14 protein-coding genes are annotated in these 13,926 nt (G+C 71.6%); 5 read left to right on the top strand and 9 right to left on the bottom strand.

Annotation, left to right across the window (positions count from 1 at the left end; all coding sequences use genetic code 11):
* Nucleotides 1-6: 6 nt before the first annotated feature.
* The 3 genes from ACIPPS_RS29550 to ACIPPS_RS29540 form a co-directional block, all read right to left on the bottom strand.
* Nucleotides 7-582, bottom strand: coding sequence for a GNAT family N-acetyltransferase (locus ACIPPS_RS29550; protein WP_401438215.1), 576 nt, complete (start codon nucleotides 580-582; stop codon nucleotides 7-9).
* 61 nt (nucleotides 583-643) lie between these two features.
* Complete coding sequence (locus ACIPPS_RS29545; protein ID WP_401438213.1) at nucleotides 644-1,417, bottom strand: SDR family NAD(P)-dependent oxidoreductase; 774 nt, start codon at nucleotides 1,415-1,417, stop codon at nucleotides 644-646.
* 111 nt (nucleotides 1,418-1,528) lie between these two features.
* Nucleotides 1,529-1,948, bottom strand: coding sequence for an ATP-binding protein (locus ACIPPS_RS29540; RefSeq protein WP_401438211.1), 420 nt, complete (start codon nucleotides 1,946-1,948; stop codon nucleotides 1,529-1,531).
* A 136-nt stretch (nucleotides 1,949-2,084) separates the two neighbouring features.
* Here ACIPPS_RS29540 and ACIPPS_RS29535 point away from each other — a divergent pair, with 136 nt between their 5' ends.
* Both ACIPPS_RS29535 and ACIPPS_RS29530 read left to right on the top strand, forming a co-directional pair.
* Nucleotides 2,085-2,873: a GntR family transcriptional regulator gene (locus ACIPPS_RS29535; protein ID WP_401438208.1), complete on the top strand. Its 789-nt coding sequence runs from the start codon at nucleotides 2,085-2,087 to the stop codon at nucleotides 2,871-2,873.
* Nucleotides 2,870-3,544 carry a YdcF family protein gene (locus tag ACIPPS_RS29530; RefSeq protein ID WP_401438205.1) on the top strand — a complete coding sequence of 225 codons (675 nt, stop codon included), beginning with the start codon at nucleotides 2,870-2,872 and terminating at the stop codon, nucleotides 3,542-3,544. Before ACIPPS_RS29535 ends, ACIPPS_RS29530 begins: the two co-directional genes overlap by 4 nt.
* 44 nt (nucleotides 3,545-3,588) lie before the next feature.
* Here the strand turns inward: ACIPPS_RS29530 and ACIPPS_RS29525 are convergent, their stop codons facing one another.
* The gene (locus ACIPPS_RS29525) at nucleotides 3,589-4,104 is read right to left on the bottom strand and encodes a DinB family protein (RefSeq protein WP_401438202.1); all 516 of its coding nucleotides are present in this window, start codon (nucleotides 4,102-4,104) and stop codon (nucleotides 3,589-3,591) included.
* Between the two features lie 212 nt (nucleotides 4,105-4,316).
* Between ACIPPS_RS29525 and ACIPPS_RS29520 the strand changes: the two genes are divergently transcribed.
* Nucleotides 4,317-5,837, top strand: a complete 1,521-nt coding sequence (locus ACIPPS_RS29520; protein ID WP_401438200.1) for an MFS transporter — start codon at nucleotides 4,317-4,319, stop codon at nucleotides 5,835-5,837.
* Nucleotides 5,838-5,930: 93 nt separating this feature from the next.
* On the opposite strand, the gene ACIPPS_RS29515 is transcribed toward ACIPPS_RS29520, so the two are convergent.
* The 4 genes from ACIPPS_RS29515 to ACIPPS_RS29500 all read right to left on the bottom strand — a co-directional run bounded on the left by ACIPPS_RS29515 (nucleotide 5,931) and on the right by ACIPPS_RS29500 (nucleotide 9,839).
* Nucleotides 5,931-7,121 carry a serine hydrolase domain-containing protein gene (locus tag ACIPPS_RS29515; protein ID WP_401438197.1) on the bottom strand — a complete coding sequence of 397 codons (1,191 nt, stop codon included), beginning with the start codon at nucleotides 7,119-7,121 and terminating at the stop codon, nucleotides 5,931-5,933.
* Between the two features lie 168 nt (nucleotides 7,122-7,289).
* Nucleotides 7,290-8,048, bottom strand: coding sequence for an energy-coupling factor ABC transporter ATP-binding protein (locus tag ACIPPS_RS29510; RefSeq protein WP_401438195.1), 759 nt, complete (start codon nucleotides 8,046-8,048; stop codon nucleotides 7,290-7,292).
* The gene (gene cbiQ / locus ACIPPS_RS29505) at nucleotides 8,033-8,797 is read right to left on the bottom strand and encodes a cobalt ECF transporter T component CbiQ (RefSeq protein WP_401438192.1); all 765 of its coding nucleotides are present in this window, start codon (nucleotides 8,795-8,797) and stop codon (nucleotides 8,033-8,035) included. The genes ACIPPS_RS29510 and cbiQ overlap by 16 nt, the downstream gene beginning before the upstream one ends.
* A 1-nt stretch (nucleotide 8,798) precedes the next feature.
* Nucleotides 8,799-9,839, bottom strand: a complete 1,041-nt coding sequence (locus tag ACIPPS_RS29500) for an energy-coupling factor ABC transporter permease (protein ID WP_401438189.1) — start codon at nucleotides 9,837-9,839, stop codon at nucleotides 8,799-8,801.
* A gap of 133 nt (nucleotides 9,840-9,972) precedes the next feature.
* Between ACIPPS_RS29500 and ACIPPS_RS29495 the strand changes: the two genes are divergently transcribed.
* On the top strand, nucleotides 9,973-10,332 hold the full coding sequence (locus tag ACIPPS_RS29495) for an SsgA family sporulation/cell division regulator (protein WP_401438187.1): 360 nt from the start codon (nucleotides 9,973-9,975) through the stop codon (nucleotides 10,330-10,332).
* A 63-nt stretch (nucleotides 10,333-10,395) separates the two neighbouring features.
* Entirely contained in the window at nucleotides 10,396-11,361 is a 966-nt protein-coding gene (locus ACIPPS_RS29490) for an endonuclease/exonuclease/phosphatase family protein (RefSeq protein ID WP_401438184.1), read from the top strand.
* Between the two features lie 287 nt (nucleotides 11,362-11,648).
* On the opposite strand, the gene ACIPPS_RS29485 is transcribed toward ACIPPS_RS29490, so the two are convergent.
* The gene (locus tag ACIPPS_RS29485) at nucleotides 11,649-13,841 is read right to left on the bottom strand and encodes an MMPL family transporter (protein WP_401438182.1); all 2,193 of its coding nucleotides are present in this window, start codon (nucleotides 13,839-13,841) and stop codon (nucleotides 11,649-11,651) included.
* Between the last annotated feature and the right edge of the window lie 85 nt (nucleotides 13,842-13,926).

Genomic DNA, 13,926 nt, shown 5'->3' with positions numbered 1-13,926 from the left:
CACGCGTCAGCCGTCCAGGTCGAGCCGCATCAGGATCCGGGGGTGGCCGGCCAGGACGGAGGTGGTGTCGGCGGCGTGGACGAAGCCGGCCCGTTCGAAGTTCTTCCGCAGTCCGGCGTAGGCCATGGTCAGGTCGACCTTCTCGGTGCCGTTGTCGAGGGGGTACGCCTCGACGGCCGGGGCGCCCTGGGCGCGGGCGTACTCGACCGCGCCCGCGATCAGGGCGTGCGAGACGCCCTGCTTCCGGTGCCCGGGGCGCACCCGGACGCACCACAGCGACCACACCGGCAGGTCGTCGACGTGCGGGATCTTCCGGCTGCGCGCGAAGGAGGTGTCCGCGCGGGGCGCCACGGCGGCCCAGCCGACGGGCTCGTCGCCGTCGTAGGCGATGACCCCCGGCGGGACCGGCCCCCGGCACAACTCGGCGACGTACGCGCCGCGCTCGGGCCCGCGCAGCTCGTTGTTGAGCTTGGACGGAACGCGGTAGCTCAGGCACCAGCAGACGTTGGCGTCGGGCGACTTCGGTCCGAGCACGCTGCGGACGTCCTCGAAGACCGAGGCCGGACGCACGTCGATGGTCATGTCTCCACGATGCCACGGAGCGCGGGGTCGCACCGGGAGACCGGCTCACCCGCTCCATCGCTCACCCCTCGACCACCTCGGCGAAGTGCCGGTTGACCGCGAGGAGCCCGCCGTCGACGCGGAGCGTGGTGCCGGTGATCCAGGCGGCGTCCGTGGAGGCGAGGAAGGCGACGGCGGCGGCGATGTCCTCGGGGGTGCCGACCCGGCCCAGCGGATAGACGCGCTCGGCGAGCGCGTCCAGCTGCTCCTGCCGGGTCTCCCACCCTCGGGTGGCGACGGTGCCGGGGTTGACCTGGTTGACCCGCACGCCACGGGGGGCGGCGTCGCCGGCCAGCGTCCGGGTGAAGGAGGCGAGGGCGGCCTTGGCGGCGCTGTAGGCGTGGCCGCCGAAGTCCGCCTCGGCGTTGACCGAACCGATGTTGACGATCGACCCGCGCCCACCGGCCGCCGCGAGCAGCGGCAACGCGGCCCGCGAGAACCGGACGGCCCCGAGCAGCGTCACGTCGAGCTGGTCCCGCCATCCGCCCTCGGGGTCGTCCTCGAAGGCGGGGGAATCGCCCTGCTCGGAGGCGAAGGCGTTGTTGACGAGCACGTCGAGCCCCCCGAAGACCTCCTGCGCGTAACGGACGGCGGCGGCGACGGAGTCGGTCTCCCCCACGTCGCACCGCACGACGCGAACGCCCTCCACCCCGACGAACGCCTCCCGGGCGGCCTCCTCGTCCACATCGGCCACGACCACCCGAGCCCCCTCGGCGACAAGCCGCCGCACCACCCCGGCCCCGATCCCCCGAGCCCCACCGGTAACGAGCGCCACGTACCCCTGAAACCTGTCCATCCCCCGATCACAACACCCGAACCGGGGACCGCACCAGGGCACGCACGCCGGTTGGAGGTTCGGAGGCATGGAGGGCCACCAGCCCGGCTGAGGCCACCGCCCCTGTCCCACCTAGGAACTGTCGATCACGATCTCGGCCCATACGACCTTGCCCGGCCCGCGTCGGTCCGAGACGCCCCACTTCGCCGCCAGTACGTCCACCAACGGAAGCCCCCACCCTCCCCCCGGGCAGCCGCTCGGCGCCGCCATCATCGGGCGCTTCTCCGAGGCGTCGTGCACCTCGATCCGCAGCAGGCCCGGCAGGTGGACGAACCGCGTCTCGATCTCACGACCGGGGACGCGTCCGTGCCGAACGGCGTTGGTGAGCAGCTCGGAGAGGACGAGCGAGGCGCTCTCGACGAGGCGTTCCAGCCCCCAGTCCTTCAAGGTGCCGGAGAGCCGACGCCGTGCCATCGGCACGCTTCTGGGCCCCTGGGCCCAGCGCAGGGTCACCGTCTCGCCGTCCTTCTGATCGAGCCGTGTCGTTTCCATCGACCACCCCTCACACGAGATGAAACTCATAGTCCTAGGACTACGCGACTTCGAGAAAGGACAATGGCGCACAGGATTGACCCTGTCAACAGTCCTGGGACTGTGGTTGACTTCCCCCGTCGAGAGGAGCAGGCGCGTGGCACCCAAATGGCGGGAACTGGCCGACAGGCTCGCCGAGCGCATCAGGAGTGGCGAGTACGCCGCCGGTCAGCAGCTTCCTCATATCCGGGAGCTGGTTGAGGCCGGGGAGGGATCGAAGTCGACGGTCCACGCGGCCTACAAGGCCCTGGAGGCAGAGGGCCTGGTCACCTCGTCACGAGGGCATGGCACCGTCGTACGCCGGCGGCAGCCGCTCAAGCGACTCGGCGTCACCCGGTACGACAAGGCGAAGTGGCGGGACGGCGACGAGGTCGCGTTCATCGCCGACCGGGTGGCCTCGGGGCGCGCGTACAAGCGGGGCGAGCAGACGCAGAGCGTCAGCCGTGTCCCCGCGACGGCCGTCGTGGCCGCCGCTCACGGACTTCCCGAGGGCGCCGAGGTGTACGCCCGTTCCCGCCTCGTGAAGGAGGGCGATCAGCCGACGCACACCCTGACCAGCTACTACCGGCCCGAACACGTCGAAGGCACCCGCCTCGTCGACCCGACACCCGGGCCCGCCGGGCGCGGCGGCGGATTCCGCGTCCTCTACGACGCGGGGTACGAGATCGACCACATGCGCGAGGAGTTGTTCGCGCGGATCGCGGTCCCCGAAGAGGCGGCGCTGCTCCAGTTGGCGCCCGGTGAGTGGGTGGTCGAACTCCACCGGACCACGTTCACGGCCGACGGAACGGTCGTGGAGTTCGCCATCGGTGTCCACGCGGCCGGCCGCTTCTCCTGGACGTACGACTTCCAGGTCCCCGACTCGGCCCGCGAGGCCGCGGAGTGATCTCGGCGCAGTCCTGGTCCGATGCCCGACTGCTCTGGGACTTCCAGCAGATGCATCACACGCCGCGCCCCTGTTCGGTGGGGGTCGGACTAGGCAGCCACGACCTCGGCGTGGCCGACGCGACCGTCGGTCTGTACCGGCGCGGCATGTTCCCGCTGATCGTGTTCACGGGTGCCACGAGCCGTACCACGCAGGAGCGCATGCCGCGAGGCGAAGCGGAGCACTACCGCGAGCGGGCGCTGGAGTTGGGCGTCCCGGAATCCGCCGTCCTCGTCGAACCGCACGCGCGGAACACGGGCGAGAACATCCGCTTCGCGCGCGATCTCCTCGCGGAGCGAGGTGCGGACGTCACCTCCGTCCTCCTCGTCAGCAAGCCGTACGAGGAGCGCCGAGCCTTCGCGACGGCCCGCAGAATCTGGCCGGAGGTCGAGATCGTCAGCGCCTCCGCGCCCATGACCCTCGCGGACTACGTGGACTCGATCAGCGACGCTCGGCTCGTCCTCGACATGCTCGTCGGGGCGCACCAGCGCTTGCTGATCTATCCCGAGCAGGGATTCATGATCGGCCAGGAGATCCCGGGGCCCGTCGCGGCGGCACACGAACGGTTGTGTGCCGCCGGGTTCACGAGTCGGCTCGTCCCCGGCCGCTCCGGGCCACGGGGCGGGGGCTAGGGAGTGTCCGGAAAGTAGAGCCAGGCCAGACTTCCGGACACGACCTAGGAGCCCGTTCGGCCGTCCAGGAGTTCGCGGAGGATGTCGAGGTGGCCGTTGTGGCGGGCGGTTTCCTCGATGAGGTGGAGGAGGATCCAGCGGAGGTCCACCTGGCGGCCGTCGCGCAGGGGGCGCTTGGCCGTGGCTTCCAGGTCGAGGTCGGCGATCAGGGTGCGGTAGCGGGCGCTCTGGGACTCGTACTCCGCGAGGAGCTGGGGCAGCGGGACGTCGACCGCCGTCCGCATCTCCGGGTCCGGGTCGTCCTCGGTCGCGTCGGCGTACGGGCTCAGGTCCTCCTCGCCCAGGAAGACGATCTGGATCCAGTAGTTCTCGACCCAGCGCAGATGGTTGATCAGCCCGCACAGCGTCATCAGCGGGGAGGTCGCGAGCGGGGCCTTGCGGGCGTCCTCCGGCGACACCCCCTCGCACTTGGCGCGTGCCGTGTCGCGGGCGTAGTCGAGGAAGGTGGTCAGCTGCGTGCGCTCGTCCCAGGAGGAAGGCGTGTCGGTTCGTCGCGTCATCGCGGGAAGTCTGACCGAGCCCCCCTCGCGGTGTCGAGGGCATTTCCAGGGCCCGCCGCCCGCACGGCGGGACCCCCTGAACGGCGGGCGATCTCGTGGTGGGTCGGGCGTCCCGGCCGCATGCTGGGTGGGAGGTGTCGCCCGGGACGGGGCAGGCGTGTCCTTCCCGGTTCGGGGCACATGGAACGGGGTCGCTCGACGGAGAGGGAACCATGACAGCGGAATCGAACTCGGCCCCCGTGCCCGCGTCCACCGGAACCGTGACCACCGCCGTCCCGGCCCGTCTGGACCGGCTCCCGTGGTCGCGCTGGCACTGGATGATCGTGATCGGCCTCGGCACCGTCTGGATCCTGGACGGCCTGGAAGTCACGATCGTGGGCAACATGGCGGGCCGGCTCGCCGAGGAAGGCAGCGGGCTCGACATCACCTCGGCCCAGGTCACCGGCATGGCCGCCGCCCTGTACGTGGCCGGTGCCTGTTCCGGAGCGCTGTTCTTCGGCTGGCTGACCGACCGTTACGGCCGCAAGAAGCTCTTCATGGTGACCCTCGTGGTCTACCTGGCGGCGACCGCCCTCACGGCGCTGTCCTTCGACACCTGGTGGTTCTTCCTCTTCCGCTTCCTCACCGGCTTCGGCATCGGCGGCGAGTACGCGGCCATCAACTCCGCGATCGACGAGCTCATCCCGTCCACGTACCGCGGCCGTGTCGACCTGATCATCAACGGCAGCTACTGGCTCGGCGCCATCGGCGGCGCCCTGCTCTCCATCGTCATGCTCGACACCGACATCTTCGCCATCAACGTCGGCTGGCGGCTCAGCTTCGCCCTCGGTGTGGTCCTCGGCCTGGTCATCCTGCTGGTCCGCAGGCACGTACCGGAGAGCCCACGGTGGCAGTTCATCCACGGCCGGGGCGAAGAGGCCGACGCGCTGGTGTCGTCCGTCGAGCAGGAGATCGAGCGGGAACACGGCCGGCCGTTGCCGCCGCCCGCCGGTGAGATCACCATCCACGAGCGCCGGAGCATCGGCTTCGGCCTGATCGCGAAGACGGTCTTCCGCAGCTACCCCCGCCGCGCCGTCCTCGGCCTGTCGCTCTTCATCGGCCAGGCGTTCCTCTACAACGCCATCACCTTCGGCTTCGGCGCGATCCTCACGACCTTCTTCGACGTGCCCACCGGCAGCACCGGCTACTACTTCGCCGTCATCGCCGCGGGCAACTTCGTCGGCCCCCTGCTGCTGGGGAAGCTGTTCGACACCGTCGGACGCCGGATCATGATCTCGTCCACGTACATCCTCTCGGGCGTGCTGCTCTTCGGCACGGCATGGCTCTTCGACCAGGGCTCCCTCACCGCCTCCACGCTCACGGCCTGTTGGTGCGTGGTGTTGTTCTTCGCCTCGGCGGGCGCTTCGAGCGCGTACCTGACCGTCTCGGAGATCTTCCCCATGGAGACCCGCGCGATGGCCATCGCCTTCTTCTACGCGATCGGTACGGCCGCCGGCGGCATCAGCGGCCCGCTGATCTTCGCCAGCCTCACCGAGTCCGGCGTGGTCGGCGACACCGTCCTCGCCTTCCAGATCGGCGCCGGGCTGATGTGCGCGGCGGGCATCGTGGCGGCGTTCCTCGCCGTGAAGGCCGAGCGCCGGTCCCTGGAGGACATCGCCGAGCCCCTCTCCGTGGCGCGCGGGACCTCCCCCGCGGACGGCGGCGGGCCGCCGGAGAAGCCGGTGCCCTCCTAGGGCCCGCCGGAGAAGCCGGTGCCCTCCTGGAGCCGCCGGAGAAGCCGGTGCCCTCCTGGAGCCGCCGGAGAAGCCGGTGCCCTCCTGGAGCGCCTACGCTCCCTCCGCCACGCTCGCCTTCACCGCGCGCACCAGCGCCTGTGCCCTGGGATCCGCCGTCACCGTCTTACGCATGCCGTTCGTGACGTACCCGAAGGCGATCGACGACTCCGGGTCCGCGAAGCCCAGTGAGCCGCCGCGCCCCGGGTGGCCGAAGGACGTGGGGCCGAGCAGCGGGGAGGCCGGGCCGTGCAGCATGTGGCCCAGGCCGAAGCGGGTGCCGACCATCAGGACGCGATCGGGGCCCGCGGACTCCTCCGTACGGGCCAGGGTCAGGGTCGCCGGGGCGAAGAGGCGACGGCCGCCGTCGACCGGGCCCAGGGTCGAGGCGTAGAAGCGGGCGAGGGCGCGGGCCGTGGAGACGCCGGCCGAGCCGGGGAGTTCGGCGGCCCGGTAGGCCGGGTCGTTCTCGTCCGGCTTCGGGTCGATCACCCCGAACGCGCGCCGCGTGAGGGAGTCGGGGTTCCGGTACGCCTCGGTGACCGAGCGCTTGGGGCGCAGCTTCAGGGCGCCGCTGTCCGGCGGTTCGAGCTCGTCGACCGGGCCGAGGCGGCCGACGCGGTAGGCCTCGTCGGCCGGCAGGCCCACCCAGAGGTCGAGGCCCAGCGGGCGGGCGATCTCCTCGGCTATCCAGCGGCCGATCGTCCGGCCGGTGACCCGGTGGACCAGGCCGGAGAGCAGCCAGCTGAAGGTGTGCGCGTGGTAGCCGTGCGCCGTGCCCGGCTCCCAGACCGGCGCCTGCGCGGCGATCGCGGCCTGCGCGGTCGCCGGGTCGAGCGCCTCCGCGAGCGTGAGCGGCCGGTCCAGGACCGGCAACCCGGCCTGGTGCGCCAGCAGCTGCCGTACCGTCACCCGTTCCTTGCCGGCCGCCTTGAACTCCGGCCAGTACGTCCCGACCGGCCCGTCCAGGTCGAGCTGGCCGCGCTGGTGGAGCAGCAGCGGTACGGCGGCGGCGACGCCCTTGGTCGCCGAGCGGACCACCTGCGCGGTGTCCACGGCCCAGGGGACCGCGCCGTCCCCTTCCGCGCCGGGGGCGTCCTTGGTCCCCGCCCACAGGTCGACGACCTTCACGCCGTCGCGGTAGACGGCGACCGCCGCGCCCCGCTCGCCGCGGTGCTCGAAGTTGCGCAGGAACGCGTCCCTGACCGGCTCGTACCCCGCCGTCACCGTGCCCCGGACGTCCACGTGCCCACACTCCCTAAAGCTCGTCTGCCCCCATGGTGCAACGTCGGCCCCCGAGCCCCGATTCCGGGGTCGGAAAGGGCGGTCGAGGGCGGTCGGACCGCACAGGCAGCCGAGGGCGGTCCGCGGCGGCCGAGCGCGGGCCGTCCGCGCGGGCGTCGCCGTGGAGCGTCAGGCCGTCGGCCTCGGCACGAAGCCGTACGGCAGCTCCAGCCGGTTGCGCGCCATCAGCTCCTCGTCCGCGAGGACCTCCGCCGTGGGCCCGTCGCCCGCGATGACGCCGTCGCTGAGAATCAGCGAGCGGGGGCAGAGTTCCAGGGCGTACGGGAGGTCGTGGGTGACCATCAGGACGGTGACGTCCAGGGAGCGCAGGACGTCCGCGAGCTCGCGGCGCGAGGCGGGGTCCAGGTTGGAGGAGGGCTCGTCCAGGACGAGGATCTCCGGCTCCATCGCGAGGACGGTCGCGACCGCGACGCGCCGCCGCTGCCCGAACGACAGGTGGTGCGGCGGCCGGTCCGCGTACTCCGCCATGCCGACCCGGTCGAGCGCCTTGTGCACCACGGCCTCCAGCTCCGGGCCGCGCAGCCCCGCCGCCGCCGGGCCGAAGGCGACGTCCTCGCGGACGGTCGGCATGAACAGCTGGTCGTCCGGGTCCTGGAAGACGATCCCGACCCGGCGCCGGATCTCGGCCAGGTTCCGCTTCTCGACCGGCAGCCCGGCGACGGCGACCGTGCCCGCGCCGGCGGTGAGGATGCCGTTGAGGTGCAGCACGAGGGTGGTCTTGCCCGCGCCGTTGGGGCCGAGGAGCGCGACCCGCTCACCGCGGGCGACGGTCAGGTCGACGCCGAAGAGCGCCTGGTGGCCGTCGGGGTACGCGTACGCGAGGCCGCGGACTTCGAGGGAGGGGGCAGGGGTCATCGGAGCGTCCATCCCCCCAAGCAGATCACAAGTGCGGCGGCGGGCAGGGCGGCGGCCCGCGCCCACTGGCCGCGGGTCGCCGTCGCCTCGTCGATGACCGGCATGGAGCCGGCGTACCCCCGGCTGACCATCGCGAGGTGGACGCGCTCACCGCGTTCGTACGAGCGGATGAAGAGCGCGCCCGCGGTCTTGGCGAGGACGCCCCAGTGGCGGACGCCCCTCGCCTCGAAGCCGCGCGAGCGGCGGGCGATCGACATCCGGCGCAGCTCGTCCGTGATCACGTCGCCGTACCGGATCATGAAGGAGGCGATCTGGACGAGCAGCGGCGGGAGCCTGAGCCGCTGGAGGCCGAGGAGCAGCTCGCGCAGTTCGGTGGTGGAGGCGAGCAGCACGGAGGCGGCGACGCCGAGGGTGCCCTTGGCGAGGACGTTCCAGGCGCCCCAGAGGCCGGGGACCGAGACGGAGAGCCCGAGGACCTCCGTCTGCTCGCCGGGGACGACGAAGGGCATCAGGAACGCGAACGCCACGAACGGGATCTCGATCAGCAGCCGCCGCAGCAGGAACCCGGCCGGGATCCGGGCGCTCGCCGCCACCCCGCCGAGCAGGACGGCGTAGAGGGCGAACGCCCAGACCGCCTCGCGGGGCGTGGAGACCACCACCACCACGAAGGCGAGGACGGCGGCGAGTTTGGTGTGCGGGGGCAGCGCGTGGACCGGCGAGTCCCCTCGCCGGTAGAGCGTGTGCGCGTGCCCCGCCCCCATGTCAGACCCGCGCCCCGGAGGAGGTCTCCCGGCGACGGCGTACGACCCAGAAGGTGCCGGTGCCGACGGCGAGCGTGACGCCGACGCCGATCACGCCGGCCAGGCCGCCGGAGAGCCGGGCGGCCTCGATGCCCTTGACGCCGTAGTCGGCGAGCGGGGAGTCGGCGGCAGCGTGCTCCTCGACGTTCTTGTCGATGCCCTTGTCGGCGGCGACCTTCTCCAGGCCGTCGGGGCTCGCGGAGGCGTAGAAGGAGACGAAGCCGGCGAGGACGAGGGCGGCGATCACGCCGCCGATCCAGACCTTCTTCGGGGAGCGGGAGGCCCCGTCGGCGGCGGCCGGCGCGGCCGGCGCGGCGTCGACCAGCTCGCCGTCGACGCGCAGCTTGAGCGGGGCGCTCAGGCCGCGGGCGCCGTACACCAGGTCGGGGCGGACGGCGACGACCGCGCCGACGGTCAACATGGTGATCGCCGCCTCGCCGATGCCGATGAGGGTGTGCACGCCGACCATCGCGGTGAACACCTTGCCGAGGGGTACGTCGGTGGTGCCGCCGATCGCGTACACGAGGGTGAAGGCGGCGGCCGCGGCCGGTACGGAGACCAGCGCGGCCACGAAGGAGGCGGCGGTCACCGAGCGGCGGGTCCGGGGCAGCACCAGGACGAGCCCGCGGAAGAGGCCGTACGCGACGACGACCGTGACCACGCCCATGACGGTGATGTTCACGCCGAGCGCGGTGAGACCGCCGTCCGCGAAGAGGATGCCCTGCATCAGCAGGACCACCGCGATGCAGAGCACACCGGTGTACGGCCCCACGAGGATCGCGGCCAGCGCGCCACCGAGGAGATGACCGCTGGTCCCGGCCGCCACGGGGAAGTTCAGCATCTGTACGGCGAAGATGAAGGCCGCGACGAGCCCGGCCAGCGGGGCGGCCCGCTCGTCCAGCTCCCTGCGCGCTCCGCGCAGGCTGACGGCGACGGCGCCGGCGGCGACGACTCCGGCGGCGACCGACACGGGGGCGTTGATGAATCCGTCAGGTACATGCACGTCCCGAATGATGAGCGCTTCTGCAAAAGACTTGCAAGAGCGCACAGATCACAGAAAGGCGGCGCTCACTCCGCACGCGGCGCAAAATATGGGACATTAGGGGATAAGTAGGACGACTGTGAGGAGTGACTCGATGTTCTCCACCGCGGACGACCGCGAAGTCGAGGATCACGCCAAAGGGCGGATCATCAGCGACGCGCCCCTCTCCCGCCCCGTCCCGGTCGCCCTCCGCTACGACCCCGACTTCGCCCCCGCCACCGTGCGCTTCGTCTTCCCCGGCAACGTCGAGTGGTCCTTCCCCCGCGCCCTCCTCGAAACGGGCCTGCGCGCCCCGACCCGGCGCGGCGACATCAGCGTCTGGCCCTGCGGACGGGTGCAGACGATCGTCGAACTCCACACGTCGGACGGGGTCGCGGTGGTCCAGTTCGACACCACGGCCCTGCTGCGGTTCCTCAAACACACGTACGCCGTGACCGCGTCGATCACCCCCTAGAGTTCCCTCCTGGAGTGCCCTCAAGATCACGACGGGCACATCGGGAACATCAGGGGGAACCACGTGAAGAAGAGACTCTGGGGCGCGCTGGCCGGCACTCTGCTGGCCCTGTCCGGCGCCCCGGCGCAGGCGGTCCCGGCCGCCCCGGCCGCCGTGGGCGCCCCGACCGGCTCCGTCGCCGCGGCAGCCTCGGTCGCCGCCCCACCGCCGGGGACGAACCTCCAGGTCATGACCTGGAACATGTGCGGCGTCGAGCGGTGGGGGTGCACGGGCACCGGCACCGCCGACCAGAAGGCGGACGTCGTCAAGGAGTACGTGCAGAGCCACTACGTGCAGGCCGCCCTGCTCCAGGAGGTGTGCGCGAGCGGCCTCGACGCGCTGATGGCCAAGCTCGGTCCGGGCTGGAGCAGGAGCTTCGCGCCGTACCACTGGTCGCAGAAGGGCGTACGGACGCCGAGCCCCTGCGCGACCGGCGCCGGTTCCGACCCGAACGACCTCGTCGGTACGGCGATCGTCGTCAAGGCCGGCCTGGCGGAACCCCAGCAGTACCCGACGACCCAGCCGTGGACCGGGCTGAACCCGCCCTTCCACTGCGCCACGGCGACGTACTTCGACGTGCGGCTCTGCACGGTGCACGTGTCGACGAAGGACGCCAACCCGGAACACCCGGACTGGGACTACCGGGACGACCAGCTCGCCGAGATCAAGCAGGTCGTCTCGGGCTTCCCGAAGGTGGTCTTCGGCGGCGACTTCAACGCGAGCCCGCCGGACTGGCCGGGCAACAAGGACGTCTGGATCTGGCCGGCCGGGCTGTACTCCCAGGGCGCGGGCACCCCGGGATACCAGGAGTGCGACCAGCAGGGGACGGCCCGTACGGGTCGACCCACCCACAACGGCGGCTGGAAGATCGACTATCTCTTCAGCAGCGAGGCCCGGCGGTGGTGCCTGGTCGCCGACACCGAGCGTTCGGACCACCACGTGGTCGTCGAGAGCGTGACGATCACTCCTCCGGCGGTCACCGCCCGCTGAGGCACAGCCCCCGAACGCACCCGCGCCACACCCGCATCGCCCCCGAACGCACCTGCGCCGCCCCCGTGTCGCGTACGACACGAAGGCGGCGCAGGGCCGCGTCGGCTCCCCGTCCCCACAGGTTCCGGCGCGATGCCGGGCGTACTCCTCCGCTCAAGGAGCCGCCCGCGATCCGGGGTGCACCGCTCCGCTCGAGCGGTACGCCCCGGGGTTCACGAGGCTCAGGCCTTCACCGGTCATGGCTCAGGCCTTCACCGGTCATGGCTCAGGCCTTCACCGGTCAGGATTCAGACCTTCACCAGTTCGCGGTCCTGGCCACGAGGCCCGTCCGCGTCGTTCCCGGTGGCCAGGCCCTCGCCCTCGACGTCCACGTTCGGCAGCGCGCGGTCCAGCCACTTCGGCAGCCACCACGCCTTGTGGCCGAGGAGCGCGAGCACCGCCGGGACGATGGCCATCCGGACCACGAAGGCGTCGAAGAGGACGGCGACGGCGAGACCGAAGCCGATCATCTTGATCATCTGGTCGGTCATGCCGATGAAGCCGGAGAAGACCGCGATCATGATCACGGCGGCTGCCGTCACCACCCGGGCGCTGTGCCGGAAGCCGGTCACGATCGCCTCACCGGGCCGCTCACCGTGGACGTACGCCTCGCGCATCCGGGTGACGAGGAAGACCTCGTAGTCCATCGCGAGACCGAAGACGACACCCACCATGAAGATCGGCATCATCGACATGATCGGGCCGGTCTGCTCGACGCCGAACAGCGAGCCGAGCCAGCCCCACTGGAAGACCGCGACGACCGCACCGAGGGCGGCGACCACCGAGAGCAGGAAGCCGAGAGCCGCCTTCAGCGGGACCAGGACGGACCGGAACACCACCATCAGGAGCAGGAAGGCGAGTCCGACCACCAGCGCCAGGTAGGGCACGAGCGCGTCGTTCATCTTCTGCGAGAAGTCGATGTTCATCGCCGTGGCGCCGCTGACCAGGACGTTGTCGCCGGTGGCGTCCCGGATGTCGTGGACCAGTTCCTCGGTCGCGACCGAGGAGGGGCGGTCCTTCGGGATCACCGTGATCATCGCGGTGTCGCCGGCCTTGTTCGGCGTCGGCGGCATGACCGCCACGATGCCGTCCAGGCCCTTGATCGTCTCGGCGGTGGAGTCGGCGACGGCCTTGTCACCGTCGACGACCACCATCAGGGGGCCGTTGAAGCCGGGGCCGAAGCCGTCCGACAGCAGGTCGTACGCCCGGCGCTCGGTGGCGGAGACGGGCTTGGCGCCGTCGTCCGGCAGGCCCATCTCCAGCGAGGCGGCGGGCAGGGCTATGGCGCCCAGGCCGAGGACACCGGCGAGCAGGACCATGACCGGGCGGCGGATGACGAACCGGGCCCAGCGGGTGCCCATGTTGGGCTTGGCACCCACGCCCACGCCCTCGGTCTCGGTCTTCTTCGCCTCCGGCGCCTTGCGCTCCTTGCGGCCCAGGACCTTCGACCCCGCGAAGCCGAGCAGTGCGGGGATCAGCGTCAGGGCGATGAGGACCGCGATCACGACCGTGCCGGCGGCGGCGAAGCCCATCTTCGTCAGCATCGGGATGTTGACGACGGCCAGGCCCACCAGCGCGATGACGACGGTCAGACCGGCGAAGACGACGGCCGAGCCGGCCGTGCCGACCGCGCGGCCCGCGGCCTCCTCGCGCTCCCGCCCCTCGGCGAGCTCCGCGCGGTAGCGGGAGACGATGAAGAGGGCGTAGTCGATGCCGACCGCGAGGCCGATCATCATCGCCAGGGTGGAGGTGGTGGAGCCGAGGTCCAGGACGTTGGCGAGCGCCGTGATCGTCGAGACGCCGATGCCGACGCCGATGATCGCGGTCAGCAGCGGAAGTCCTGCGGCGACCAGCGAACCGAAGGTGATGACGAGCACGATGCCGGCGATGACCACGCCGACGATCTCGCCCGCGCCGGTCTCCGGCATGGTCTGGAGCGCGTCACCGCCGATCTCGACGGTCAGCCCCCGGCCCTGCGCGTCGTGACCGGTCTTCTCCAGGGCCTCGCGCGTGGCGTCGGTCAGCTCCATGCCGGAGACCTTGTAGCTGACGGAGACGTAGGCGGTGGAGCCGTCCTTGGAGACCGCCTGGGCGGTGTACGGGTCGGTGACCGAGGCGACCTGGTCCGAACCGGACTTCAGCTCACCGACGACCTCCTGGACCTGGGCCTTGTTGGCCGGGTCGGTCATCCTGCCCCCCTCGGGGGCCTTGAAGACGACGCGGGCGGTGGCCCCGTCGGCGTTGCCGCCGGGGAAGCGCTGCTCAAGGAGGTCGAAGGCCTTCTGGGCCTCCGTGCCGGGGATCGAGAAGGACGAGGAGGTCGCGGCGGGCGCGGTGGCGGCGCCGACTCCGGCGAGCGCGAGCAGCGCCACCCAGAGCAGGGCGACGAGCCGTCGGCGCCGGAAGGCGGAGCGACCCAGCTTGTAGAGGAACGTGGCCACGGGGGCGTACTCCCATTTCGTGGTGGGACAGGGCATGGGGAGCCGGCCCGACGGCGTGAGCGGTGCGCAGCGTCAGGAGGTACGG

It is taken from the genome of Streptomyces sp. NPDC090127, from assembly GCF_044746945.1.
Taxonomy (GTDB): Bacteria; Actinomycetota; Actinomycetes; order Streptomycetales; family Streptomycetaceae; genus Streptomyces.
Note: the sequence above shows the minus strand (reverse complement) of the source record. Positions and strands in the feature narration are given on the sequence as shown.

Bases quoted from the DNA above. Each gene is read 5' to 3' on its own strand.
- ACIPPS_RS29520 (WP_401438200.1), top strand. From the start codon at position 4,317: ATGACAGCGGAATCGAACTCGGCCCCCGTGCCCGCGTCCACCGGAACC.
- cbiQ (WP_401438192.1), bottom strand. From the start codon at position 8,797: ATGGGGGCGGGGCACGCGCACACGCTCTACCGGCGAGGGGACTCGCCG.
- ACIPPS_RS29510 (WP_401438195.1), bottom strand. From the start codon at position 8,048: ATGGACGCTCCGATGACCCCTGCCCCCTCCCTCGAAGTCCGCGGCCTC.
- ACIPPS_RS29525 (WP_401438202.1), bottom strand. From the start codon at position 4,104: ATGACGCGACGAACCGACACGCCTTCCTCCTGGGACGAGCGCACGCAG.
- ACIPPS_RS29545 (WP_401438213.1), bottom strand. From the start codon at position 1,417: ATGGACAGGTTTCAGGGGTACGTGGCGCTCGTTACCGGTGGGGCTCGG.
- ACIPPS_RS29495 (WP_401438187.1), top strand. From the start codon at position 9,973: ATGTTCTCCACCGCGGACGACCGCGAAGTCGAGGATCACGCCAAAGGG.
- ACIPPS_RS29540 (WP_401438211.1), bottom strand. From the start codon at position 1,948: ATGGAAACGACACGGCTCGATCAGAAGGACGGCGAGACGGTGACCCTG.
- ACIPPS_RS29550 (WP_401438215.1), bottom strand. From the start codon at position 582: ATGACCATCGACGTGCGTCCGGCCTCGGTCTTCGAGGACGTCCGCAGC.